The following is a 21865-nucleotide window of genomic DNA, read 5'->3' as shown; positions in this document are numbered from 1 at the left end:
GCCCGACCGCAACCGCGCCAATTACGAGGCGCATGCGGCGATCTTCGAGGCGATCCTGATGCGCGACCCCGACGCCGCCGAGACCTGCCTGCGCGACCACCTGGACCGCGCCTGGGCGCAGGTGCGCGAGACCTTCGGCGACGTCTGAGCCGATCGGGGCCGTCAATACGCCTGGTAGACGGTGCGCTTCTGCAGGTAGCCCTCGATCCCGTGGGTGCCGTCCCGGGGGGACGCTGGTCCCGGCATCCCTAGTCCACGTCGAACTGGGTGCCGTCCCGGGGGGACGCTGGTCCCGGCATCCCTAGTCCACGTCGAACTGGGTGCCGGCCCAGAAGACGACCGCCTCGGTGTCGTCGAGCGCGCGCAGCCCGTGGGCGAGGGTGCTGTCGAAATAGGCGCAATCACCGGGCTCGAGCACGACCGGCTTGTAATGCTCCACGACCAGCTCGATCCGGCCGGAGAGCACGTAGAGCGTCTCTTCGCCGGCATGGGATTGCAGCTCCTCCGGGGCGTAGGGCGCGCGCCGGTCGATCCGCGCGACAAGCGGGATGATCTTCTTGTCGGTCAGCGCGTTGCACAGCACCTCGGAGCGATAGCCCGTCACGCGGACCGGGGCGCCCTCGCCTGCGCGGGTGACGGTCATCCGGGTGGTCTGCCGGCTGTCATGATCGGCCGCGTAGAGCTGTTCGAGGCTGACCCCGTAGCCCCGGGCGATGCGCACAAGGTTCTCGTAACTGGGCGAGGCGCGCCCGTTCTCGATCTTGTGGATCGTCGACAGCGCCAGCCCGGTGGCCTGCGCGGCAGCATCGAGCGTCAGGCCGCCGGACTGACGCACCGCCTTCATCCGGGCGCCGAGCTCGGCGCGCAGGCGCTTGCGCTCGACCTCCCAGTCCTCCTCCGAGGGTGGGGTGTCACCCGGGGCAAGCTTTTCGTTTTCGACCATGATTTTTCTTTTCTTACCATTTTTGCATTATTATAGTACGTCCCACACCTGACTCAACAGACCAGCATCCGCACCCGCCCCTTGCCGGAGGATCCCATGAACAGCGACGTCTTTCGCGGAACCATCCCCGCGCTGCTGACCCCCTGCACGCCGGAGCGGCAGCCGGATCTCGACGCGCTGGTGCGCAAGGGGCAGGAGATGATCGCGGTCGGCATGTCGGGCGTGGTCTATTGCGGCTCCTGCGGGGACTGGCCGCTGCTGACCGATGCACAGCGACAGGACGGCGTGGCGCGCCTGACCGAGGCCGGCGTGCCGGTCGTCGTCGGCACCGGCGCGATCAACACCCGCGCGGCCGTGGCCCATGCCGCCCATGCGCAACGGATCGGGGCGGCCGGGCTGATGGTGATCCCGCGCGTGCTGTCGCGCGGCCAGTCCGAGGCGGCGCAACGCAATCACTTCAAGGCCATCCTCTCTGCCGCACCCGATATCCCGGCGATCATCTACAACAGCCCGCATTACGGCTATGCCACGCGGGCCGAGCTGTTCTTCCAACTGCGCGCCGAGCACCCCAACCTGGTCGGGTTCAAGGAGTTCGGCGGCAAGGCAGACCTGGCCTATGCCGCGGAATACATCACCTCGCAGAATGACGATGTCCTGCTGCTCGTGGGCGTCGATACCGAGGTCTATAGCGGGTTCGTGAATTACGGGGCGGTCGGCGCGGTCACGGGCATCGGCACGATCTTCCCGCGCGAGACGCTGCTGCAGGTCGCCCTGTCGCGCCGCGCGGCAGAGGGCTGCCCCGAGGCCGACCAGCGCGCCCGCGAACTGTCCGAGGCCTTCGCGGTGTTGGCGAAATTCGACGAAGGCGTGGATCTGGTGCTCTATTTCAAGCACATGATGACCCTGAAAGGCGAAGAGGCCTATCGTCTCAACATCAACGAGACCGACGCGCTCTCACCCTCGCAGGCCGGCTTCTGCGAGGCGCAGTTCCACAAGTTCAACCGCTGGTTCGCCCGCTGGTCGCAGCAGGGCGGCGCGATCGCCGAATGCCTCTAGGTCGCGGATCGCAGCGGGCCGCGCGATCGATCCGCGAGATGTCTTGACGGAAGCGGCCTCCGGTCCCACCGTCCCCCTCACTTCAGGCGAGGCGCATGTGAGCCAGGCAGGAACCATCGTGGTCGGCGCGGGCGTCATCGGGGCGGCCATCGCGCATGAGTTGCAACGGCGCGGCCGGCAGGTCACGCTGGTCGACCGGGACGCACCCGGGCGCGGGGCGTCCTATGGCAACATGGCCTCGATCGCGGTGACCGAGTTCCTGCCCGCCTCGCGCCCGTCGGTCTGGAGGCAGATCCCCGGCTGGCTGCTGGATCCCGAGGGGCCGGTGACGGTCCGCCCACGCGCCCTGCCGCGGCTGATGCCGTGGTTCCTGCGCTTCCTTGCCGCCGGCCGCCCACGCCGGTTGCGCGCGCTGGAGGCGGCGGGCGCGGCGCTCTGCGAACGGGCTCTGTCGGACACGCAGGCGCTGCTGCACGCGATCGGCGCCCCGGAGGCGCTGTCCGAAACGGGCTGCCTCGCGCTCTACGCCGACGAGGCCGCGTTCCGCGCCGATCGCGATCACCTTGCGTTGCTGGAACGGTTCGGCTTTGCCCACGAGGTGCTGGACCGCGACGCGCTGCAGGCGCGCGAGCCCGAGATCGGCCCGGGGATCGGCAAGGCGGTGCTCCTGCCCGAGAACCGCTCGATCGATGATCCCCACCGCTATGTCACCCGGCTGGTGACGCGCCTCGAAGAGCTGGGCGGCACGGTCCTGCGCGGCCGGGTTGCCGGGTTCGAGCGCAGCACGCGGATCGAGTCCGTCCGGCTGGAGGACGGGACGCGGCACGCGGCGGATGAGGTCGTGCTCTGCGCCGGGGCCCATACGGGCGCGCTGTCGCGCCAGCTGGGCGAGCCGATCCCGCTGGAGACCGAGCGCGGCTATCACACGCAGATCGCGCAGCCGGGCATCGCGCTGCGCCACGCGCTCATCTGGCCGGCGCGCGGCTTCATGATCACGCCCACCGCCGGGGGGCTGCGCGTCGGCGGCACGGTCGAGATGGCCGGGCTCGAGGCGGCCCCGGATTACCGACGCGCGAGGGTCACGGTCCGCCATGCCCGCAGCGCCCTGCCCAACCTGGCCGTCGGAGAGGTCACCGAGTGGATGGGCCACCGCCCCGCCCTGCCCGATACCGTGCCGATCATGTCGGCCTCGGCCAAAACACCGGGCGTCTTCTATGCCACCGGGCATGGGCATCTCGGCCTGACGCAGGCCGCCACCTGCGCGCGGCTGATGGGGCAGCTGATCCGGGGCGAGACGCCCGAGCTGGACCTGCACCCCTACCGCGTCGACCGGTTCTGACAGGGCGCACACGGTGCTGCCGCATGAAACAGGAGGAGCGCCATGCGCTGGACACGAACGCTTCAGACCGTCGACGTGCATTGCGCGGGCGAGATCGGACGGGTGATCACCGGGGGCCTGCTGAACGTACCCGGCGACACGATGGCAGCCAAGCTGCACCACCTGAACACGGTCGATGACAGCCTGCGCCGGTTTCTGTGTTCTGAGCCGCGCTCGGGCCCGGCGGGGTCGTTCTGCCTGCTGGTGCCCGCGACACGGCCAGAGGCGGATGTCGGGCTGATCATCCTGCAACCCGACCAGGCGCATGCCATGTCGGGGTCGAATGCCATGTGTACGGCCACCGCCCTGCTCGAGACCGGCATGATCCCGATGCGGGAGCCCGAGACCGTGGTATGCCTCGACACGGCCGCGGGGCTGGTGCGCGCCACCTGTGCCTGTGCCGAGGGTAAGGTCCTCCGCGTGACGCTCGACATGCCGCCGGCCTTCGTGACCGCGCGGGGCGCGACGCTCGGTACACCGGAGTTCGGGCGCATCACCTATGACATGTGTTTCGGCGGAGTGTTCTATGCGCTGGTCGATGCGGCGGCGCTGGGGCTGGACCTTGTTCCCGGCAATGCGCGCGCGCTGGCTATGGCGGGGATCACGCTGCACAAGCAGATCGCGCCGGACTGCGCCGCGCGGCACCCGACCGTGCCCGAGCTGGACGGGCTGGCCTACGTCATGTTCCGCGGCCGCGATGCGGATGGCGCGCTGCGAACCTGCACCACCATGCGCCCCGGGCGGGTGGACCGCTCGCCCTGCGGGACCGGCTCCAATGCCGAGATGGCGGCACAGCACGCGGCCGGGCATATGCGCCCCGGCGACCGGATGGTCTCGCGTTCGCTCATCGGCAGCGAATTCGTGACCGAGCTGGTGGAGGAGACGCAGGTTGGCAATTTGCCCGCCATCCGCAACCGGGTGTCGGGCCAGTCCTGGATCCATGCGATGACGCAGATCGGGCTGGACCCGTCCGACCCGTTCCCGCAGGGTTTCACCCTGTCCGACACCTGGGGCGCGTGAAGGGCCGGGCGCGTCTAGCCAGCTTTCAGCGCATCAGCCTCGGCATTGGCGCCGCCCAGCATGAAAGCGTGTTCCGAGCCGATGAAGAACATGGTCACCCCCATCTCCTTCAGCGCGGGCGCGGCGCCGGCATTGGCGGCAAAGGTCATGAAGGCCTTGCCCGCATCCCGCGCCACGGCGCCGGTCTGGCGCATCGCCTCGCGCACCTGCGGGTCGGACATGTCGGTCTTGCCGTAGCAGACGGCCAGATCGGCCGGGCCGACGAAGAGCCCGTCGATCCCGTCCACCGCGGCGATCTCGGCGGCAGCGGTGACGCCGGCGGGCTCCTCGATCTGGGCGATCACGATGGTTTCGTCGAGGCTCTGCTGCAGCACGTCCTTCATCGGGCGGGTGGCGAAACCGGCCCAGCGGGTCGAGCCAGCATAGCCGCGGCCACCCTCTCCGAACCGCGCGGCGCGGGCGATCTCGCGCGCCTTGTCGACGCTGTCCACATGCGGGACGACGACGCCCACCGCGCCGCTGTCCAGCGCCTTGAGCACCTCCGACGGCGTGCCCGCCGGCAGGCGGACCAGCACCGGGAAGTCGAGCGCGCGGGCCACGGCAAGGCAGGCATCCATGCGCGCCCGGTCGAAGGGCGCGTGTTCGGCGTCGAGGCAGACGAAATCCAGCCGGGATTTGGCCAGCACCTCGATCATCTCGTGGGCCGGGGTCTTGAGAAAGGTTCCGGCCAGGATCTCGCCCGAGGCCATGCGTTGCTTGAATGTGCTCATCTTCGGTCCTTCCGGAGTAGCGCGGCCCCGCCGGGGCCGCCTGCGATCTGCCATCCGGGCGGCAGGGTCCTGCCACCCGCGCGTGCGGTCAAGCCTGTCAGGCCACCCGGCAGGGAAGATCCCGCCCGGCAAAGAAGGCCTCGAGATTGTCGGCCGCCAGCAGGCCCATCGCGGTGCGCACCTCCTGGGTGGCCGATCCCACATGCGGCAGCAGGGTGACCGTGTCCATGGCGCGCAGCGCCTCGGGCACATGCGGCTCATCGGCGAAGACGTCGAGCCCCGCCCCCGCGATGCGACCCGACTGCAGGGCCGCGACCAGCGCCGCCTGGTCAATGCTGTCGCCGCGGGCCGTGTTCACCAGATGGGCCGAGGGTTTCATCTGCGCGATGTGCTCTGCCGTGACCAGCGGCGCAGCGCCACCCCCGGGCACATGGACCGAGACCACGTCCGCCGCCTGCATCACCGCGTCGATGCTGTCCAGCCGCCGGGCCGGAAAGCTCAGCGCGCCTGGGTCCGAGCGGTTGTAGAACACCACCTCCATGCCGAAACCTGCGGCGGCCCGTTTCGCCGTCGCCTGCCCGATGCGCCCCATGCCGATGATGCCCAGCACCTTGCCCTGGATGCTGGTGCCCAGCCCGTCCACGACGGAAAAGCCCGTCCACGCGCCGTCGCGCAGGGTCTTTTCAGCAGCATAGGCGCGGCGCGTGCTGGCGAGGATCAGCAGCAGCGCGATATCGGCGGTGGCATCGGTCAGCACGTCGGGCGTGTTGGAGACCGCGACGCCCAGCTCCTGCGCGGTGGCCACGTCGATATTGGAAAAACCTACGCCGACATTGGCGATCATGCGCACGCGCCGGCCCTCGGTCCGCAGCATCTCGCCGGTGATCCGGTCGCTGACGGTGGGCACCAGCGCGTCGAAGTCGCGCATGGCTTGGGTCAGGGCCTCGGCGCTCATCGGCGTGTCGGAGGCATTGAACTGCACGTCGAACCGCGTGGCAAGGCGCTGTTCCGCGGCCTCGGTCAGCTTGCGGGTCACGAGGATCCGCGGTCTGTCTGTTTGCGCGCTCATGTGCGGGCCGCCTCGAATTCGGCCCAGACCTCTTCCAGCCTGTCGATGTCGAAGCCGGGTTCGCGGGCCGGGCCCAGCACGATGGCCTCGCTGGCGATGACGGTCTCGATCGCGCGCTTCAGATCGGGGATGACCTCGGCGGGGATGACCAGCGCGCCGTGACGGTCGGCATGGATCAGCTCGCCCTGCTGGACCTTTATGCCCATCACGCTGACCTCGGTGCCGATCTCGACCACGTGTACGTAGCCGTGGCTGGGCCCGATGGAGCCCGCCAGCACCGGGAAGCCTTCGTCGATCACGTCGAGATCGCGCAGCACGCCATTGGTGACGGCGCCCGCCAGGCCCAGCCCCTTGTGCACGGCGACATGCACCTCGCCCCACCAGCCGGCGATGCAGTTGGGATAGTCCACGTCCTCGACCACCGCCGCGGTCGGCCCCTGCCCCCCGGCCATCGACCGGAAATAGTCCATCCGGCGCGCGCGGATGACCTCGGGCGGCTCGGTCGGCGGGGCCAGCCCCGAGATCCGCGCCGTGCGGGCAAAGCCCACGATGGCCGGGTCGCCGGGACGGGAATGCTGCATGGTGCCGCGGGTGAAGCGGTTGAACCCGCGTTTTCCCTGCGCCACCTCGATGGCATTGCAGACGGTGGGTGTGTCGACCTCGCGCAACAGCGCCAGCAGGTCGTCGGGAAGCGGGGTGTCAGCCATGGCGGCAATCTCCCTAGTCGCGTGGGGTGTGACGGCCGGGCTCAATCCGCCGTCCAGCCGCCGTCTATCAGCAGCGAGGTGCCGGTGACCAGCGCCGAGGCCCCGGAGGCGAGGTAGAGCACCGCCCCCATGACATCCTCGACCTCGCCGACGCGGCCCAGCTTGATCTTCTCCTCGATCCACTTCCGCCGCTCGGGATTGGCAAGCGTCTGCTCGCCGAGGGGCGTGCGGATGAAGGTCGGGCAGATCGAGTTGATGCGGATCCGCTGCGGACCCCACTCGATGGCCATGGCCTTGATCATGCCTTCCAGCCCGTGTTTCGAGGCGCAGTAGACGGCGCGGTCGATGCCGCCGACATGGCCCATCTGGCTGCTGACATGGATGATCGAGCCACCGATCCCGGCCATGCCTTTCGCCGCCGCGACCGACAGGAAATAGGCGGCGCGCAGGTTGACGCCCATGACCGCATCGTAATCCTCGGGCGTGGTCTCCAGCGCGGGCGTGTGCCGGGCCAGCCCGGCAGAGTTCACCACGATATCGAAGCGCTGGCCGTCCAGCGCCACGCTCATCGCGTCGAGATCGCCGATATCCAACGCCAGCGCCTCGGCCGACCAGCCCTCTTCCTGCATTTCGGCCACGGTCCAGTCCAGCCGGTCGCGGCCGCGCGCGGCGCAGACGACATGGGCGCCGGCCTCGGCCAGCGCCACGGCGCAGGCCTGGCCGATGCCCGAGGAGGCCCCGGTGACAAGCGCGCGCTTGCCATCGAGGCGCAACGAGGGCGTGCGCGGCAGGCTCATTCCGCCGCCTCGGGCAGGAAGGCCGCCTCGCCATAGGGCACGTTCACGCTGCCATAGCGGCGCACGCGGACATTGCATTGCTCGGCATGGCCGACAAAACCCTCGAGCAGGCAGAGCCGCGAGCCATAGGCGCCGATCCGGGCGGCGGCCTCGTCCGTGGTCACCTTCTGGTAGCTGTGGGTCTTCAGGTACTTGCCGACCCAGAGCCCGCCCGTGTAGCGCCCCGCCTTCTTGGTGGGCAGGGTGTGGTTGGTGCCGATCACCTTGTCGCCATTGGCCACGTTGGTGCGCGGGCCGAGGAACAGCGCGCCGTAGCAGGTCATGTTGTCGAGGAACCAGTCGTCGCGGTCGGTCATGACCTGCACGTGCTCGCTGGCAATGTCATCGGCGACGGCCAGCATCTCGTCATAGGTGTCGCAGACGATGACCTCGCCATAATCCTCCCAGGACACCTTGGCAGTGCCTGCGGTGGGCAGGATGTCGAGGAGACGGTCGATCTCGGTCAGGGTCTCGCGGGCCAGTTTCTCGGAATTGGTCAGCAGCACGCAGGGGCTGTTATAGCCATGCTCGGCCTGGCCCAGCAGGTCGGTGGCGCAGAGTTCCGCGTCGGCGGCACTCTCGTCTGCGATGACCATGGTCTCGGTCGGGCCGGCGAAGAGGTCGATGCCGACACGGCCGAAGAGCTGGCGCTTGGCCTCTGCGACGAAGGCGTTGCCAGGCCCCACCAGCAGGTGCACGGGGTCGATCGTCTCGGTGCCGATGGCCATGGCGCCCACGGCCTGGATGCCGCCCAGCACGTAGATCTCGTCGGCGCCGCCCAGATGCATCGCGGCGATCACGCCGGGGTTCGGCTCGCCGTTGAAGGGGGGCGTGCAGGCCACGATGCGCGGCACGCCGGCCACCTTGGCAGTGGCCACGGACATGTGCGCCGAGGCGACCATGGGGAACTTGCCGCCGGGCACGTAGCAGCCGACCGACTGCACGGGGATGTTCTTGTGGCCGAGGATCACGCCCGGCATGGTCTCGACCTCGATGTCGAGCATCGAGTCGCGCTGCGCCTGCGCGAAGGTCTTGACCTGCTCCTGCGCGAACTTGATGTCGGCCAGGTCCTGCGGGCTGACCTTGGCGATGATCGCCTCGATCTCGGCCTCGGTCAGGCGATAGGTCTCGCGGTCATACTTGTCGAACTTGACGGCCAGCTCTCGCACGGCGGCATCGCCGCGCTGCTCGATATCCTTGAGCGTCGAGGCCACGATGGCGGCGGTCTTGGCGTCATCCTCGGCGCGGTCGGCTTCGGGCTTGCCACGTTTCAGGTAGGTGATGGCCATGTCGATATCTCCTCTCGATTGATGTCCCAGCCGCGTGGGGTCAGGCGCGGCCCCGCCCGTCGGTGCGGGGCCGTCGAAATGCGTTGGATGATCGGGGCGCAGCGCCCCGATGCAGGGGGTCAGGCCGGTTGCAGGGTCTCGCGGTCATGCGCGTCGGTGGCCTGGCGCGACAGCAGGATCAGCCCCGCGACCAGCACCGCGCCGCCCAGCGTCGCCCACCACGGCGGCATCAGGGCCAGCACGACCGGCACCGCCCAGAGGATGCGCGACAGCGACCCCCAGGGCAGGCGCGCCCCGCCCAGAAGATGCGCGACCCCCAGGGCAAAGACCGTGCCGGAGATGACCGCGCGGGCGATCCCCTCGGCCCCTCCGCCGCCCAGCATGCCGGGATAGGCAAGGAACAGCATGGGCAGCGCATAGGCCGTGGCGCCAAGGCGCAGCGTCTCGACCGCGACCTTCATCCAGGGCGCCTGCGCGATGGTCGAGGCGACGAACACGCCCAGGCAGACCGGCGGCGTGATGACCGAAAGCGCCGCGTAATACAGCACGAACATGTGCACCACCAGCGGGTCGATTCCCTGCTGGATCAGCGCCGGCGCAAAGACCGCGGCGACCATGACATAGGCGGCCGAGGTCGGCAGGCCCATGCCGGCGATCAGGCAGACGATCGCCATCAGCCCGGCGATCAGCCAGATCTGGCCCTGGCCGATGGCCAGCACGGCCGAGGTCACGGCGACGCCGAAGCCGGTCAGGTTGATCATGGCGACAAAGACCTGTGCGCCGACCAGCAGGATGCCCACGATGACGACGCCCTTGCCGCCCGCCTCGAGCGCGCGCAGGATGATGCCCAGCACGGCGCGCGGATCCTCGCCGCCGGCGATGCGCGCGACCAGCACGGCAACCAGCATGGCGATCATCCCGTAGCAGGCGGTCAGCTCGACCGAGTTGCCGTTGATCACGCCGAAGGCCAGCCCGCCAAGCCCGGCCGCGATGGGCGCCAGCCGGGTGAAGCTCATGGCGCCGCGCCAGTCGGGCAGGTCGTCGGCGCCCACGGGGCGGAAGCTCTGCCGGCGCGCGATCACGTGCACGGTGGAATAGATGCCAAGGTAGAACAGCAGCGCGGGCACCACGCCGGCCAGGGCGATGGCCCAGTAATTGACGCCCACGAGCTCGGCCATGACGAAGGCCGCGGTGCCCATGATCGGCGGCGCCAGCTGCCCGCCGGTCGAGGCGATGGCCTCGACCGCGCCGGCATAGGCGGGCGGGTAGTTCAGGCGCTTCATCAGCGGGATGGTGAAGTTGCCGGTGGTCGCGACATTGGCCACGGTCGAGCCGTTGATCGCGCCGAAGAAGCCCGAGGCGAAGGTGGCGATCTTGGCGGCACCGCCCGGGCGCGACCCGCCCAAACGCGCGGACAGGTCGAAGAAGGTCTCGCCCGCGCCGGTGTGCAGCAGGATCGCGCCGAACAGAACGAAGGCCGCCAGCGTCGTCGAGGCCACGTTGACCAGCATCCCCCAGAGCCCGCGGTCGGACAGGAAGATGATCTCGGTCAGGTAGCCCATGTCGAAGCCGCGATGGCCGAACTGCCCGGGGATCAGGTAGCCGAAATAGGCATAGGCCACGGCGGCCAGCACGATCAGCGGGAACACCCAGTTCGAGGTGCGCCGCGCCAGCTCCAGCACGCAGAGCAGGGTGCCGAAGGCCATCACGCTGTCCCGGGGCGTGGCCCAGGGCAGGTCGTTCATGATGGTCTCGTAATTGCCGATGATGTAGGTGCCCGAGACCGTCACCATGGCCACCATCCCGGCATCGATCGCCATGCCCAGCGGTCGCCAGCGGCTACCCGCGAAGAGCGGATGCATCAGCACCGCCAGCGTGGCGATGGTCATCACGAAGAGCGATCGCTGCACCAGCGACTCGAAGGGCCCGTTGAAGGACGTGTAGAACACGAAGGCCCCCAGCAGAACGGCCAGCGCCGCGATGGCCGCGTGGCGGATCTTGGTCAGGAACGGGAGGTCAGTCATCTCGGCACCTCTGGGCTGAGGAAGGCGTGAAGGCGGGGCCGCGTGTCGCCGCCCCGCCCGTGTCAGGTCTGTCAGATCACTTCAGGTGATCCGGAACGGTCAGACCGATTTCCTCGTAGTAGCGGATCGCGCCCGGGTGCAGCGGGCTGGTCGCGTATTGCAGGGTCAGCTCGGGCAGGTTCTGGCCCTGCACCGCGGGGAAGGCCGCTTCCTGCTCGGCCATGTTCTCCATCACCGCCTTGGTGATGTCATAGGCGGTCTGCTCGTCCATGTTCGGGCGTGCCGAGACGCCGATCATGAAGCCCCAGACGGTGTAGGGGCCCGAGTTCTCCATCTCGCCGCCCGGCATCTCGACGATCGACAGCTCGGGCAGGGTCTCGCGGATCGCCGCTTCCTGTTCGTCGCTGATGCCCAGCACCTGCAGCGGGGTGAAGGCCGCGATATCGGTGGTCAGCGCGTCGAAGGAGGTGCCCACGGCGCTTTTCACGAAGCCCTCGGAGCGGTCGTCCTTGATCGCATTGGCCAGCTCGCCATTGGTGCCGCGCACCCAGTCGGGCTCGATGTCCAGCAGGTCGAACACTTCCAGCGCCGTCGCCTCGGTCGAGGAGCCGCGCATGCCGGGGCCGAATTTCTGACCGTCGATATCGGCCAGTTCGGTGATGCCGGAATCACGGCGCACCACGACGTTCTGCGGCGCCAGCGAATAGGCCCAGAGCAGCTTGGATTCGACCGGGCGGCCGTCGAAGGACTTCACGCCATTATAGGCATGGTACAGGGTCGAGGTGGTGATCAGGCCGATATCCAGCTGGTCGCGCGCCATGCGCTTGAGGTTGTCGACCGTCGCGCCGGTCTCGACGACCGAGGCCTGGTAGGTGTCGGGATAGGCGTCGTTCACGATTTTCGACAGCGCCGCGAAATAGGCATAATGCGCGCTTTGCGAGTTGGTGGCTCCGAAGGCCAGCCGGGTTTCCGCAAGCGCGGGCACGGCGGTGGCCAGTCCGGCAACCGCAACGACAGCCGTGGACAGCAGGGTACGCAGGTTCATGAGGGTCCTCCCATAATCATCCATCGCCCGGAATTTGGGCGCATGACATGCGAGGAGCCACAGAACCGCGCACCTTTGCAAGATTCGTCAGGGGCGTTGAAATTTTTTCACTATCCGCTGTCCCGGACCATCATCTCGCCGGGCAGGATACGGATGTCGCCCGAGTCGAGCTCGGCGCCGGCGCTGGTGATGATCTCGACTGCCTGATGCAGCATCCGCCGCAGCGGCTGGCGCATCGTGGTCAAGCGGTAGGCCTCCCAGGCGGCCATGGGAATGTCGTCGAAGCCGATCACGGCGATGTCGTCGGGCACCCGCACCCCCTTGCCGCGCGCCGCGTCCAGCACCGCGACGGCCATGATGTCATTGGCACAGAACACGGCATCGGGCAGCGGGCGCCGGGTCAGCAGCTCCTGCCCCGCGGCAAAGGCCTTCTGGTAGTCGAAAGCGCCGTCCAGCGCATGGGCCATGCCCTGACCCGCCTCTTCCAGCGCGTCGCGAAAGCCGCGCATCCGTTCGAGATGGGTGGAGGTGTCGCGCCGCCCGCCGACAAAGGCGATGCGCTGCCGCCCGCCCGACAGGAACCGCCCGGCAATCTGCCGCGCCCCGCCGTAATTGTCGCAACACACGGCCATCATGGAACTATCCGGCTGCACGCGGTTCAGCAGGACCGCCGGCAGACCGTTTTCGCGGCAGGAGCGCGCCAGCTGCGACGACATGGTGGAACTGGCCAGGATCACGCCCTCGGTCCGGAAATCCAGCACCTGCCGCATGATCGTGTCGATCTCGTCCGCCGAGGTGACGACATGCACGATGGCCTTCAGCCCACGCTCGGCCAATTGCCCCACGAGATGGTCCACCGCGATGGGGTAGAACGGGTTCTGCATCTCGCTGACCACCATGGCGATGGTGTTGGTGGCCTGCCGCGACAACAGCTTGTCGGTGCTGCTGACATAGCCCAGCCGGGTCGCGGCCGAGAAGACGGCCTTCCGCTTGGCCTCCGAGAGCGGCGCATCGGGCCGGAACGCCCGCGACACGGCAGAGACCGAGACACCGGCAGCCGCGGCGACATCCTTGGCAGTGACCTTTTTCATGCCCCGGACCCTAGGGCGATTCTCCGCGCCGTGAAAACTTTTCACACTGTCGCGGGCATCTTTTCACGAAACCCTCACGCAACCGCCGGTCACAAGGTGCGCAGCCGCATCTGTTCAAGGATGCCGGTCAGCACGTCGCGCGCCTGTCGGCGGTGGTTGCGATGGATGCGGCGGGCGGTGGCGGGGTCACCGGCGAGGATGGCGGCATAGACCGCGCGGTGATCCTCGTTCGACTTTACCGGCACCGGGCGCAGGAACAGGGTGGAGGCCTTGGCCCGGCGCACCTGGTCGCTCATCATCGCGACGATCATGCGGATGCGGGAATTGCCGCCCAGCCGGACCAGCTCGGCGTGGAACCGGTCATCCGCCGCGGCCCAGGCCTCGAGGTCATCCGCGGAAATCGCGCGCTCCATGTCGTCGATCGCGGCGTGCAGCGCGGCAAGGTCCTGCTCGGTCAGCCCGCGCTCGGCCGCGCGCTCGGCGGCGAGGCTTTCAAGCTCGGTCAGCACGTCATAGACCTCGCGCATGTCCTCGGCCGAGACCGGCAGGATGCGCACGCCCTTGCGCGGCCGCATCTCGAGCAACCCCTGGCTTTCCAGCAGCAGCGCCGCCTCGCGCACCGGGGTGCGCGACATGCCCAGCCGGTCGGCCAGTTCGGTCTCGAGGTGATCGGACCCGGCGGCCAGCTCGCCCGAGAAGATCATCTCGCGCAGTTGCAGAACCGCGCGATGCGCGTTGGAGATCGGCTTGCGGCGCGCCTCGTTCACGCGCCGACAGGCTCCAGCGGGCACTTCCGTCCCGAGGCGGCAGAGGCATAGATGGCGTGTTCGATCTCGATCACCCTCAGATAGTCGCGCGCCGTGTTCTCGAGCGGCGTATCCGAAAGAAAAGCCGAAACCACGTGCCGTTGCAAGGCATGGACGCAATCGCCGCCGAACCCGTCATGCCGGTCGGGCGGCAACAGTTCTTCCTGCGTCAGGCTGCCATGCCGGCGCAGCCGCACCGCGCCGTCGCCGCCGATCTCCAGCACGCCCCCGGTGCCCTCGATCAGCGCCTCGCCCATGGTGCGGCGCTGGTTGTCGGCGGCATGGTCCACGTGGCGGTTGCCGTCGAACACCGCGCGCACGCCGCCCGGGAAATCGAACAGCACGATCCCCGCATCCTCGCCGCGGATCGCAGGGTTCAGCCGGCGCAGGTCGGCATAGACATGGGTCGGGTCGCCCAGAAGCCAGCGGAACGTGTCGATCCAGTGCACGCCGGTCTCGTGGATCAGGAAGCGCTCCATCTGCTGGAAATAGGGCTGCCGGTCGAGATAGGCGCGCGGTCCCTGCCCGTCGCCGGGGCGCAGGCGAAAGGTCACCTGCTGCAGCGTGCCGACCGCGCCGGCCTCCAGCGCGGATTTCACCGCGCGGTACCAGGGCTGGAAGCGGAAATTCTCGTGCACGACGATGACCGCGCCGGCCGGCGCGGCCTCGGCGGTGACGGCACGGGCCTCGTCGAGATCGGCGCAGAAGGGTTTCTGGCAAATGATCCGCCGCACCCCGGCCCGCAGCGCCAGCCGGATCGTCGCCGCATGGGCCTGCGGCGGCAGGATGATGTCCAGCAGGTCGGGCGCCACCTCCCTCAGCATCCGCGCGGGATCGGTATAGGCGGGCAGGCCGGTCGCCTCGGCCCGCGCGCGGTCGAGATCGCAGGCGGCGACGGTCTGGGCGTCCGGCATGCGCGCCCAGCTGTCATAGTGGAACCGGGCGAAATAGCCCGCGCCGATGCACGCGACGCGCAGCGGGGTCCTGGGGGCCGCGGCGGTCATGCCGGGGCGCCGTCCAGCGCACGCTGCACCGCCTCGGCCGCCGCCGCCGTGCCGGCCGTGCCGCCAAGATCCCGGGTCAGGCTGTCGCCACGCGCGACCACGGCTTCGACCGCCTCGCGCAGGCGGCGGCCATCGGCGCGCATCTCGGCATTCTCGTGCCGGATCCCCAGCCAGTCCAGCATCAGCGCCGCCGAGAGGATCATCGCGTGCGGGTTGGCCGCGCCCTGTCCCGCGATGTCGGGGGCCGAGCCGTGGCAGGGCTGGAACACCGCCTGCCGCAGCCCGATATCGGCCGAGGGCGCAAGGCCCAGGCCCCCCATCAGCCCGGCGCCCAGATCCGAGAGGATGTCGCCGAACATGTTCTCGGTCACCAGCACGTCGAACTCCCACGGCTTCTGCACCATCCACAGCGCGGTGGCGTCGACATAGGCGTGATCCGCCGTCAGATCGGGATAGTCCTGCGCGATCTCGTCGAAAATGCCGCGGAAGAAGGCGAAGGCGCGGAAGACATTGGCCTTGTCGACACAGGTCACCCGTCCCGGCCCGCGCCCGGCCTGCTTGCGCGTGGCTGCAAGGTCGAAGGCGAAGCGGAACAACTTTTCCGAGACGTCGCGGGTGATGCGCAGCGTCTCGCGCGCCTCGTCGCGGGTCACCTCGCCTTTGCCCATCGAGTGGAACAGCCCCTCGGTGCTTTCGCGCACCAGTACGAAGTCGATCTCCCGCCCTTCAGGCAGAGTCAGCGGGCCGGGCTGGCCCGGCCGTACGCGCACCGGCCGCACCCCGGCGAACAGGTCGAAGGCGATGCGCAGCTCGATCTGGGGCGAGATCTCGGTCCCGTCGGGATAGCGCACATCCGGCAGACCCATGGCCGAGAGCAGGATCGCGTCGGCCTGCGCGGCCTGGCGCAGCGACTCCGCCGGCAGCGATTCCCCCGTGCGCGCATAATGCCCCGCCCCGGCGGGCAGGGTGACAAAGCGCAGGTCATAGCCTCCGGCTTTGCCGGCCAAATGGTTCAGCAGGGCGACCGTGGGCGCGGTGATCTCGGGGCCGATGCCGTCGCCCTCGAACACCGCGATTTCGAATGTACTGTTCATCTCTGGCTGGGCCTCTTCTGTGTTCGGGAACGCCGACACCCCGCGGCACGGGGCGTTGACAGCGCGTTTATTAATGCATACACAAAATTACGCAATAAACAACGCAAAGCCAATCGGGAGGAATTGACGACATGACGGTTTCGATGACGAAGACATTGGCCGCGCTGGCCCTGACCACGGGTCTGGGCGGCGCGGCGGCGGCGCAGGACTACCCCTATCGCGACATCACCACGGCGGTGGTCTGGGGCGCGGGCGGCGGCACCGACACGATCAACCGCATGATCATGGCCGAGATGGAAAAGCACCTGCCGGTCTCGATCAACGTGATCAACCAGACCGGCGGCGTCGCGGGATCGAACGGCATGGTCTATGTCGCCAACCAGCCCGATGACGGCTACACGCTGGTGGGCCTGTCGGAATCCAACGTCACCGCCGCGGTGCAGGGCGGCTGGGACAAGACATTCGACTACTGGTATCCCTTCATCGTCGGCGGCTCGCCCGACCTGATCTCGGTCCCCGCCGACAGCCCGCATGACAGCCTGGCCGACCTGGTCGAGGCCGCCAAGGCCGACCCGGGCAGCATCCCGGCGGCGGCCAGCGGGGCGGGCTCGATCCACCACCTGAACCTTCTGGCGTTGGAACAGGGCGCCGATGTCAGCTTCAAATTCATCCCCTACAAGGGGTCCGCCCCCGGGCAGGAGGCCGCGCTGGCCGGAGAGGTGGCGCTGGTCGTGACCTCGCTGGCCGAGCAGGCGCCGCTGATCGAGGGGGGCGAGCTGAAGCCATTGGCCATGCTGACCGCCGAGAGCGCCGAGATCGCCGGCATGACCGTGCCCTCGGCCTTCGACAGCTACCCGGGCCTCGCCGAGGTGCTGCCGCTGAAACAGGCCATTGGCTTTGCCGTGCATGACTCGGCCTCGGATAACGTGAAGGCCACCCTGGCGCAGGCATTCGAGGCGGCCATGGCCTCGGACACGGTGGCAGACTGGGCCGTGGCCAACAACTATGACATCGGCGGGCAGTTCGGGGAAGAGGCGCAGGCGCTGTTCTCGACGCTGGAAAGCACCTTTGCCTACACGCTCAAGGACCTGGGCGCTGCCAAGGTCATGCCCGAGGAGCTGGGCATCGAGAAGCCCTGACACGGGCCGGCCCCGCGATCGTCGGGGCCCGTCACGGGGCGGGGCGGACGCGCCCGCCCGAACCACGTCCGGCCAGGGGAGGGGCACGCGTGCAGGTATCATCAGAAGCAGAGGCCGAGGCCCGGGCGCAACTGCGCGCGCGCGATTTCTGGAGCGCGCTGGCACTGATCGCGCTGTCGCTCTTCTTCCTGTGGCGCACGCTGGACATCCCGCTGGGCGGGGCCAACAGCGCCGGCGTGAACAGCGCGGCCTGGTACACCTCGGCCGCGATGGTGCCGCTGGGCCTGTTCGGGGCACTGTTCTGCCTGTCGCTGGTGCTGCTGGGGATCTCCATCCGGTCGGGCGGGGCAGCACGCGCGCTGAGCGCGGCGGGGCTTGGCTGGTCGGGTGCCGAGATCGCGCGGTTCTCAGCGCTGGCGCTGATGCTGCTGGCCTATATCGCGGCGCTGGTGCCGCGGGTGGATTTCATCCTGGCCTCGGCGCTGCTGATCACCGCGATGATCGCCGCGTTTCACGGCCGGGCGCAGCCCCGCCCTTTGGTGCCTCTGCTGGCCATGGGCGCGGCAGCGCTACCCGCCCTTGTGCTGTATTTCCCGCGTGCCAGCTGGGGCCAGCACGGCGATGACTGGGTGACGCTTGCGCTGCTGGTCGCGCTGACGCTCTGGCACCAGTGGACCGGCCCGCGCGGCCCGGCGCGGCGACTGACGCCGGTGCTGGCCGTGGGGGTGCCGCTGCTGCTGGTCTGCGCCATGGCCTTCGGCTTTCGCCAGAACGTGCCCAACCGGGGCGGGCTGATCTTCTCGCAGATCGAGTACGGCTATTACGTGCACCTGCGCCCGGTGTGGAGATCCTGATGGAGTTCCTGTTCGGCCAGCTTGCGGGGTTCGGCAGCGCCTTTGCCGCGCTGGTCAGCGACCCCTGGACCTATCTCTACCTGATCGTCTCGGTCTTCCTCGGGATCAGCTTCGGCGCGCTGCCGGGCCTGACCGCGACGCTGGCGGTGACCATCCTGACCGGGTTCTTCGGCAACAAGGTGCCGCTGGACTATTCGCTGATCGCGCTCCTGGGCGCCTATGTCGGCGCGATCTATGGCGGCTCCTACCCGTCGATCCTGCTCAACATCCCCGGCACCGCGGCCAGCGCGGCCACCGCGATGGACGGCTACCCGCTGGCCCGGCAGGGCCGCGGGGCCGAGGCGCTGGGGCTGACCACCACGGCCAGTTTCATCGGCACGCTGGTGGGCACGCTGGCGCTGCTGGTCTTCGTCTGGGTGCTGCTGCTAATCTCCAAGAACATCGCGAGCCCGGAAAAGGCGCTGCTGGCGCTGTTCGGCATCCTTCTGTCGGGCACGCTGATGAGCGAGGATCTTGCGATCAAGGGCTGGATCGCCGGCCTGGTCGGGCTGGCCTTGGCCATGGTCGGCATGGACCCGATCCTGAGCGAGACACGCTACACTTTCGGCTGGTCCTACCTGCTCAGCGGCATCGCCGTCGTGCCGGTGCTGATGGGCGCCTTCGCGGTGCCGCAGATCATCGCCGGGATGCGCCCTGCCAAGACCGGCGAGGTCGCCGCGCTGACCGGGCGGATCCTCCCCAACACCGCCGCGCTGCGCCGCTACCTGCCCACGATCGGGCGGTCAGGCGTGATCGGCACCGGCGTGGGCGCGCTGCCCGGCGTGGGCGAGGACGTGGCCGGCTGGGTCAGCTACGGCGTGGGCAAGACCGTCTCGGCCGAGGGGGACCGCTTCGGCAAGGGCAGCCTCGAGAGGTTGCTGAGCTCCGAGACCGCCAACAATGCCTGCATCGGCGGTGCGCTGATCCCGCTCTTGGTGCTGGGCATCCCCGGCTCGCCGCCCGCCGCGGCGCTGATGGGCGCGTTCAAGATCAACAACGTGATCCCCGGCCCCACCATCGACCCCGAGATCATCCTGCGCGTCGTCGCCATCCTCGTGCTTGCCAGCTGCACCATGTTCATCATGGGCCTGTTCACCGCGCGGGTCTTCATCAAGGTGCTGCGCCTGCCGCAGACCGTCTTTCTGCCGCTGGTCATGGTGCTGACGACGATCGGCTCGTTCAGCGTGGGCGGCGGGCTCAACGATCTCTACCTGATGCTGGGGATCGGCTTCGTCGCCTACCTGATGAACCTGCTCTGCTACCCGATCGCGCCGCTGGTGATCGGCGTGATCCTGGGCGGCATGTTCGACGAGACCTTCCGCCGCTCGCTGCTGCTGTCGGATGGGGATCTCTCGGTCTTTGTCTCGCGCCCCGGATCGGCCATCCTGCTGGCACTGATCCTCGCCCTGATCCTCGGCCCGCTGCCGGGGGCGAAACGGGCGCTTTACCGCCTGAAAGGACGCATGACCTGATGTTCGCCGTCACCGTGACCCTCACCCTGCACCCCGGCACGCGCGCCGCCTTCCTGCCGCTGATGACCGAGAATGCCCGCCGCTCGCTGGCCGACGAGCCCGGCTGCCGGCAGTTCGACATCTGCACCGATGGCGCCGAGCAGGTGTTCCTCTACGAGATCTACGACAGCGCCGCCGCCTTCGATGCGCATCTCGACAGCGCGCATTTCAAGGCCTTCGACGCGCAGGTGGCCGGGATGATCGCCGAGAAGACCGTGACCACCTGGGACGAGGTGATCCGATGAGCACATGGCAGGTTCACGCGGTCAAATATGCCGAGCGCAACAGCCGCACCCGGGCGGACAGCTTCCTGTTCGACGACAATCACGACGCGCCGCACGCGATGGATTACTACATCTGGGTGCTGCGCCGGGGCGACGAGGTGATCCTTGTCGATACCGGCTATGATACGGCCGAGGGCACCACGCGGGGCCGCCCGATCGAGCTGGACCCCCGCGACGCCCTGAAGCCGCTGGGGATCGCGGCCGAAGCGGTCTCGACCGTGATCGTCACCCATCTGCATTATGACCATGCCGGCGGGCTGCACCTGTTTCCGAACGCGGTGCTGCACATGCAGGCGGCCGAGATGCACTATGCGACGGGCCCCTGCATGTACCACGGCACGCTGCGCGCGCCCTTCTCGGCGGGCCATGTCTGCGAGGCGGTGCAGCGGCTCTATTCCGGCAAGGTGGTGTTTCACGAGGGCGATGCGCAGGTGGCCGAGGGCGTGACGGTGCATTGCATCGGCGGCCATTCCCGCGGCCTGCAATGCGTGCGCGTGCGCACCGAGGCCGGCTGGCTGGTGCTGGCCTCGGACGCGGCGCATTACTACGAGAACGTGCTGACGCGGAAGCCCTTTCCCATCGTGGTCGACCTGCAGACCATGCTGGACGGGTTCGACACGTTGCGCGCGCTTGCCTCGCGCCCCGGGCTGATCGTGCCGGGGCATGACCCGCTGGTGCGCCGGCTCTACCCGTCGGAACATGCCGCGCATGTCTTCCGCCTGGATCACGGGCCGCGGCAGGAGCCCGACGCCGACCTCTTCGGCTGAACGCGCCTAGCCGTCCGTCTCGGAATCGACATCCGGGTCGATCAGCCCCTGGCGCGACAGCAGCACCGCCACGGGGCGCAGCCCCTGCGTATGCGCGCAGACGATCATGACCGAGACCATGATCGGCACCGCCAGGAACATGCCCGGCACCCCCCAGACCGCCGCCCAGAAGGCCAGCGACGCGATGATCCCGAAAGAGGACAGCCGCAGCGTCTTACCCAGAAGGAACGGGTCCAGCACCTGCCCGATGAAGAACTGGATGGCGCCCACGATGGTGAACATCGCCGCGCCGACCAGCGTGTCGGAGGTCTGGACATAGGCCACGATGGCCACCGCGAAGGTGGCGACGATCGAGCCCACGTTGGGAATGAAGTTCAGGATGAAGGTCAGCGCCGCCATGGCGAAGGCCAGCTCGAGGTTGAAGAGCCACATCACCGCGTAGACGATCGCGCCGGTCAGCGTGCTGATCAGCGTCTTGACCACGAGGTATCGGTTCACCCGGTGCATGATCGACGAGATGATGCGCTCGGCCCGCTTCGCCTTCTCCGCGTCCCCCATCAGGCTGGTCAGCTTGCGCGAGAACCAGAGCCGTTCGAGGAACAGGAACCCGACGAACAGCGTGACCAGCACCGCGCCCGAGACGATGTTGCCCGCCTGTCCCGCCATGGCGGTCAGCCACGGGCCCAGCCGGACGCCGTTCAGCCAGTCCAGCACCGCCTGCTCGACATCCTCGCCCATCCAGCCGAACAGCTCGGCCAGCGCCTGCTGCGCGGGCACGGCATATTGCATGACGATCTGCACGATCGCGTTGGCCTGGGTCAGGATCACGGCCGAGATCGAGATCAGCACCGAGGCGATCAGCAGTACCGCCAGCGCCGAGGCCACGCCGACCGAGAACCGCGCCTCGCCGATGCGCATCCGCTGGAAATAGCCGATCGCGTCCGAGGTGAGCGAGAACAGGATGATCGCGATGGCCAGCGAGATCAGCAGGAACTTGGCCTGCACCAGCAGGAACAGGATCACGGCAAAGGCGATGATGCCCAGGCACCACAGCTGGAGGCGTTCGAAATGGTTCGGCGTGCCCGGGTTGCCGGAAAGTTGTGTCATGCGCTCAGATCGGCCCCCGGCGGAGAGGGGGC

Annotated in this window: 22 protein-coding genes; 9 read left to right on the top strand and 13 right to left on the bottom strand. The window is 68.6% G+C overall.

All coding sequences use genetic code 11. The features are described from left to right. Positions 1-148 (top strand): FCD domain-containing protein (locus tag AVJ23_RS23500; protein ID WP_157772680.1); only part of this gene is annotated, 148 nt, incomplete at its 5' end. 153 nt (positions 149-301) lie between these two features. Here the strand turns inward: AVJ23_RS23500 and AVJ23_RS15105 are convergent. Continuing rightward, positions 302-943, bottom strand: coding sequence for a helix-turn-helix domain-containing protein (locus AVJ23_RS15105; protein ID WP_058863041.1), 642 nt, complete (start codon positions 941-943; stop codon positions 302-304). Positions 944-1039: 96 nt separating this feature from the next. Here AVJ23_RS15105 and AVJ23_RS15100 point away from each other — a divergent pair, with 96 nt between their 5' ends. The 3 genes from AVJ23_RS15100 to AVJ23_RS15090 all read left to right on the top strand — a co-directional run bounded on the left by AVJ23_RS15100 (position 1040) and on the right by AVJ23_RS15090 (position 4397). After that, positions 1040-1999 (top strand): dihydrodipicolinate synthase family protein, encoded by a 960-nt coding sequence (locus tag AVJ23_RS15100; RefSeq protein WP_058863040.1) that lies wholly within the window; start codon positions 1040-1042, stop codon positions 1997-1999. Positions 2000-2096: 97 nt separating this feature from the next. Then, on the top strand, positions 2097-3338 hold the full coding sequence (locus AVJ23_RS15095) for an NAD(P)/FAD-dependent oxidoreductase (protein WP_058863039.1): 1242 nt from the start codon (positions 2097-2099) through the stop codon (positions 3336-3338). Positions 3339-3380: 42 nt separating this feature from the next. Beyond that, on the top strand, positions 3381-4397 hold the full coding sequence (locus tag AVJ23_RS15090) for a proline racemase family protein (protein ID WP_058863038.1): 1017 nt from the start codon (positions 3381-3383) through the stop codon (positions 4395-4397). A 14-nt stretch (positions 4398-4411) separates the two neighbouring features. On the opposite strand, the gene AVJ23_RS15085 is transcribed toward AVJ23_RS15090, so the two are convergent. The 11 genes from AVJ23_RS15085 to AVJ23_RS15035 all read right to left on the bottom strand — a co-directional run bounded on the left by AVJ23_RS15085 (position 4412) and on the right by AVJ23_RS15035 (position 16132). Beyond that, positions 4412-5167 carry an HpcH/HpaI aldolase family protein gene (locus tag AVJ23_RS15085; protein WP_058863037.1) on the bottom strand — a complete coding sequence of 252 codons (756 nt, stop codon included), beginning with the start codon at positions 5165-5167 and terminating at the stop codon, positions 4412-4414. 97 nt (positions 5168-5264) lie between these two features. Beyond that, positions 5265-6236 (bottom strand): 2-hydroxyacid dehydrogenase, encoded by a 972-nt coding sequence (locus AVJ23_RS15080; protein ID WP_058863036.1) that lies wholly within the window; start codon positions 6234-6236, stop codon positions 5265-5267. Next, positions 6233-6943, bottom strand: coding sequence for an RraA family protein (locus tag AVJ23_RS15075; protein WP_058863035.1), 711 nt, complete (start codon positions 6941-6943; stop codon positions 6233-6235). Before AVJ23_RS15075 ends, AVJ23_RS15080 begins: the two co-directional genes overlap by 4 nt. A gap of 41 nt (positions 6944-6984) precedes the next feature. Next, positions 6985-7740: an SDR family NAD(P)-dependent oxidoreductase gene (locus tag AVJ23_RS15070; RefSeq protein ID WP_058863034.1), complete on the bottom strand. Its 756-nt coding sequence runs from the start codon at positions 7738-7740 to the stop codon at positions 6985-6987. Then, positions 7737-9068: a histidinol dehydrogenase gene (gene hisD, locus AVJ23_RS15065; RefSeq protein ID WP_058863033.1), complete on the bottom strand. Its 1332-nt coding sequence runs from the start codon at positions 9066-9068 to the stop codon at positions 7737-7739. The genes AVJ23_RS15070 and hisD overlap by 4 nt, the downstream gene beginning before the upstream one ends. 119 nt (positions 9069-9187) lie before the next feature. Then, positions 9188-11092 carry a TRAP transporter permease gene (locus tag AVJ23_RS15060; RefSeq protein ID WP_058863032.1) on the bottom strand — a complete coding sequence of 635 codons (1905 nt, stop codon included), beginning with the start codon at positions 11090-11092 and terminating at the stop codon, positions 9188-9190. Between the two features lie 76 nt (positions 11093-11168). Continuing rightward, positions 11169-12137, bottom strand: coding sequence for a TAXI family TRAP transporter solute-binding subunit (locus AVJ23_RS15055; RefSeq protein ID WP_058863031.1), 969 nt, complete (start codon positions 12135-12137; stop codon positions 11169-11171). Between the two features lie 110 nt (positions 12138-12247). Further along, on the bottom strand, positions 12248-13228 hold the full coding sequence (locus AVJ23_RS15050) for a substrate-binding domain-containing protein (RefSeq protein WP_058863030.1): 981 nt from the start codon (positions 13226-13228) through the stop codon (positions 12248-12250). Between the two features lie 89 nt (positions 13229-13317). Further along, positions 13318-13995, bottom strand: coding sequence for a GntR family transcriptional regulator (locus tag AVJ23_RS15045; protein ID WP_058863029.1), 678 nt, complete (start codon positions 13993-13995; stop codon positions 13318-13320). Then, positions 13992-15038, bottom strand: a complete 1047-nt coding sequence (locus tag AVJ23_RS15040) for a Gfo/Idh/MocA family protein (protein WP_058863028.1) — start codon at positions 15036-15038, stop codon at positions 13992-13994. The genes AVJ23_RS15045 and AVJ23_RS15040 overlap by 4 nt, the downstream gene beginning before the upstream one ends. Continuing rightward, on the bottom strand, positions 15035-16132 hold the full coding sequence (locus tag AVJ23_RS15035) for an isocitrate/isopropylmalate dehydrogenase family protein (protein WP_058863027.1): 1098 nt from the start codon (positions 16130-16132) through the stop codon (positions 15035-15037). Before AVJ23_RS15035 ends, AVJ23_RS15040 begins: the two co-directional genes overlap by 4 nt. A 143-nt stretch (positions 16133-16275) precedes the next feature. Between AVJ23_RS15035 and AVJ23_RS15030 the strand changes: the two genes are divergently transcribed. The 5 genes from AVJ23_RS15030 (at position 16276) to AVJ23_RS15010 (ending at position 20726) form a co-directional block, all read left to right on the top strand. Continuing rightward, positions 16276-17271 (top strand): Bug family tripartite tricarboxylate transporter substrate binding protein, encoded by a 996-nt coding sequence (locus AVJ23_RS15030; RefSeq protein WP_169795946.1) that lies wholly within the window; start codon positions 16276-16278, stop codon positions 17269-17271. An 89-nt stretch (positions 17272-17360) separates the two neighbouring features. Then, positions 17361-18125, top strand: coding sequence for a hypothetical protein (locus AVJ23_RS15025; RefSeq protein ID WP_058863025.1), 765 nt, complete (start codon positions 17361-17363; stop codon positions 18123-18125). Further along, positions 18125-19636: a tripartite tricarboxylate transporter permease gene (locus tag AVJ23_RS15020; protein WP_058863051.1), complete on the top strand. Its 1512-nt coding sequence runs from the start codon at positions 18125-18127 to the stop codon at positions 19634-19636. Before AVJ23_RS15025 ends, AVJ23_RS15020 begins: the two co-directional genes overlap by 1 nt. Further along, positions 19636-19920 carry a putative quinol monooxygenase gene (locus tag AVJ23_RS15015; RefSeq protein ID WP_058863024.1) on the top strand — a complete coding sequence of 95 codons (285 nt, stop codon included), beginning with the start codon at positions 19636-19638 and terminating at the stop codon, positions 19918-19920. Before AVJ23_RS15020 ends, AVJ23_RS15015 begins: the two co-directional genes overlap by 1 nt. After that, the gene (locus AVJ23_RS15010; protein WP_058863023.1) at positions 19917-20726 is read left to right on the top strand and encodes an N-acyl homoserine lactonase family protein; all 810 of its coding nucleotides are present in this window, start codon (positions 19917-19919) and stop codon (positions 20724-20726) included. Before AVJ23_RS15015 ends, AVJ23_RS15010 begins: the two co-directional genes overlap by 4 nt. 6 nt (positions 20727-20732) lie before the next feature. Here AVJ23_RS15010 and AVJ23_RS15005 read toward each other — a convergent pair whose 3' ends face one another. Then, positions 20733-21833 (bottom strand): AI-2E family transporter, encoded by a 1101-nt coding sequence (locus AVJ23_RS15005; RefSeq protein ID WP_084794622.1) that lies wholly within the window; start codon positions 21831-21833, stop codon positions 20733-20735. Between the last annotated feature and the right edge of the window lie 32 nt (positions 21834-21865).

Source organism: Pseudoponticoccus marisrubri, assembly GCF_001482405.1.
Classification (GTDB): domain Bacteria; phylum Pseudomonadota; class Alphaproteobacteria; order Rhodobacterales; family Rhodobacteraceae; genus Pseudoponticoccus; species Pseudoponticoccus marisrubri.
Note: the sequence above shows the minus strand (reverse complement) of the source record. Positions and strands in the feature narration are given on the sequence as shown.

Excerpts from the sequence above, each read along its gene's own strand:
- AVJ23_RS15005 (WP_084794622.1), bottom strand. The coding sequence starts at position 21,833 with ATGACACAACTTTCCGGCAACCCGGGCACGCCGAACCATTTCGAACGC.
- AVJ23_RS15070 (WP_058863034.1), bottom strand. The coding sequence starts at position 7,740 with ATGAGCCTGCCGCGCACGCCCTCGTTGCGCCTCGATGGCAAGCGCGCG.
- AVJ23_RS15100 (WP_058863040.1), top strand. The coding sequence starts at position 1,040 with ATGAACAGCGACGTCTTTCGCGGAACCATCCCCGCGCTGCTGACCCCC.
- AVJ23_RS15080 (WP_058863036.1), bottom strand. The coding sequence starts at position 6,236 with ATGAGCGCGCAAACAGACAGACCGCGGATCCTCGTGACCCGCAAGCTG.
- AVJ23_RS15075 (WP_058863035.1), bottom strand. The coding sequence starts at position 6,943 with ATGGCTGACACCCCGCTTCCCGACGACCTGCTGGCGCTGTTGCGCGAG.
- AVJ23_RS15035 (WP_058863027.1), bottom strand. The coding sequence starts at position 16,132 with ATGAACAGTACATTCGAAATCGCGGTGTTCGAGGGCGACGGCATCGGC.
- AVJ23_RS15040 (WP_058863028.1), bottom strand. The coding sequence starts at position 15,038 with ATGACCGCCGCGGCCCCCAGGACCCCGCTGCGCGTCGCGTGCATCGGC.
- AVJ23_RS15090 (WP_058863038.1), top strand. The coding sequence starts at position 3,381 with ATGCGCTGGACACGAACGCTTCAGACCGTCGACGTGCATTGCGCGGGC.
- AVJ23_RS15050 (WP_058863030.1), bottom strand. The coding sequence starts at position 13,228 with ATGAAAAAGGTCACTGCCAAGGATGTCGCCGCGGCTGCCGGTGTCTCG.
- AVJ23_RS15085 (WP_058863037.1), bottom strand. The coding sequence starts at position 5,167 with ATGAGCACATTCAAGCAACGCATGGCCTCGGGCGAGATCCTGGCCGGA.
- AVJ23_RS15020 (WP_058863051.1), top strand. The coding sequence starts at position 18,125 with ATGGAGTTCCTGTTCGGCCAGCTTGCGGGGTTCGGCAGCGCCTTTGCC.
- hisD (WP_058863033.1), bottom strand. The coding sequence starts at position 9,068 with ATGGCCATCACCTACCTGAAACGTGGCAAGCCCGAAGCCGACCGCGCC.
- AVJ23_RS15055 (WP_058863031.1), bottom strand. The coding sequence starts at position 12,137 with ATGAACCTGCGTACCCTGCTGTCCACGGCTGTCGTTGCGGTTGCCGGA.
- AVJ23_RS15010 (WP_058863023.1), top strand. The coding sequence starts at position 19,917 with ATGAGCACATGGCAGGTTCACGCGGTCAAATATGCCGAGCGCAACAGC.
- AVJ23_RS15030 (WP_169795946.1), top strand. The coding sequence starts at position 16,276 with ATGACGAAGACATTGGCCGCGCTGGCCCTGACCACGGGTCTGGGCGGC.
- AVJ23_RS15105 (WP_058863041.1), bottom strand. The coding sequence starts at position 943 with ATGGTCGAAAACGAAAAGCTTGCCCCGGGTGACACCCCACCCTCGGAG.
- AVJ23_RS15015 (WP_058863024.1), top strand. The coding sequence starts at position 19,636 with ATGTTCGCCGTCACCGTGACCCTCACCCTGCACCCCGGCACGCGCGCC.
- AVJ23_RS15060 (WP_058863032.1), bottom strand. The coding sequence starts at position 11,092 with ATGACTGACCTCCCGTTCCTGACCAAGATCCGCCACGCGGCCATCGCG.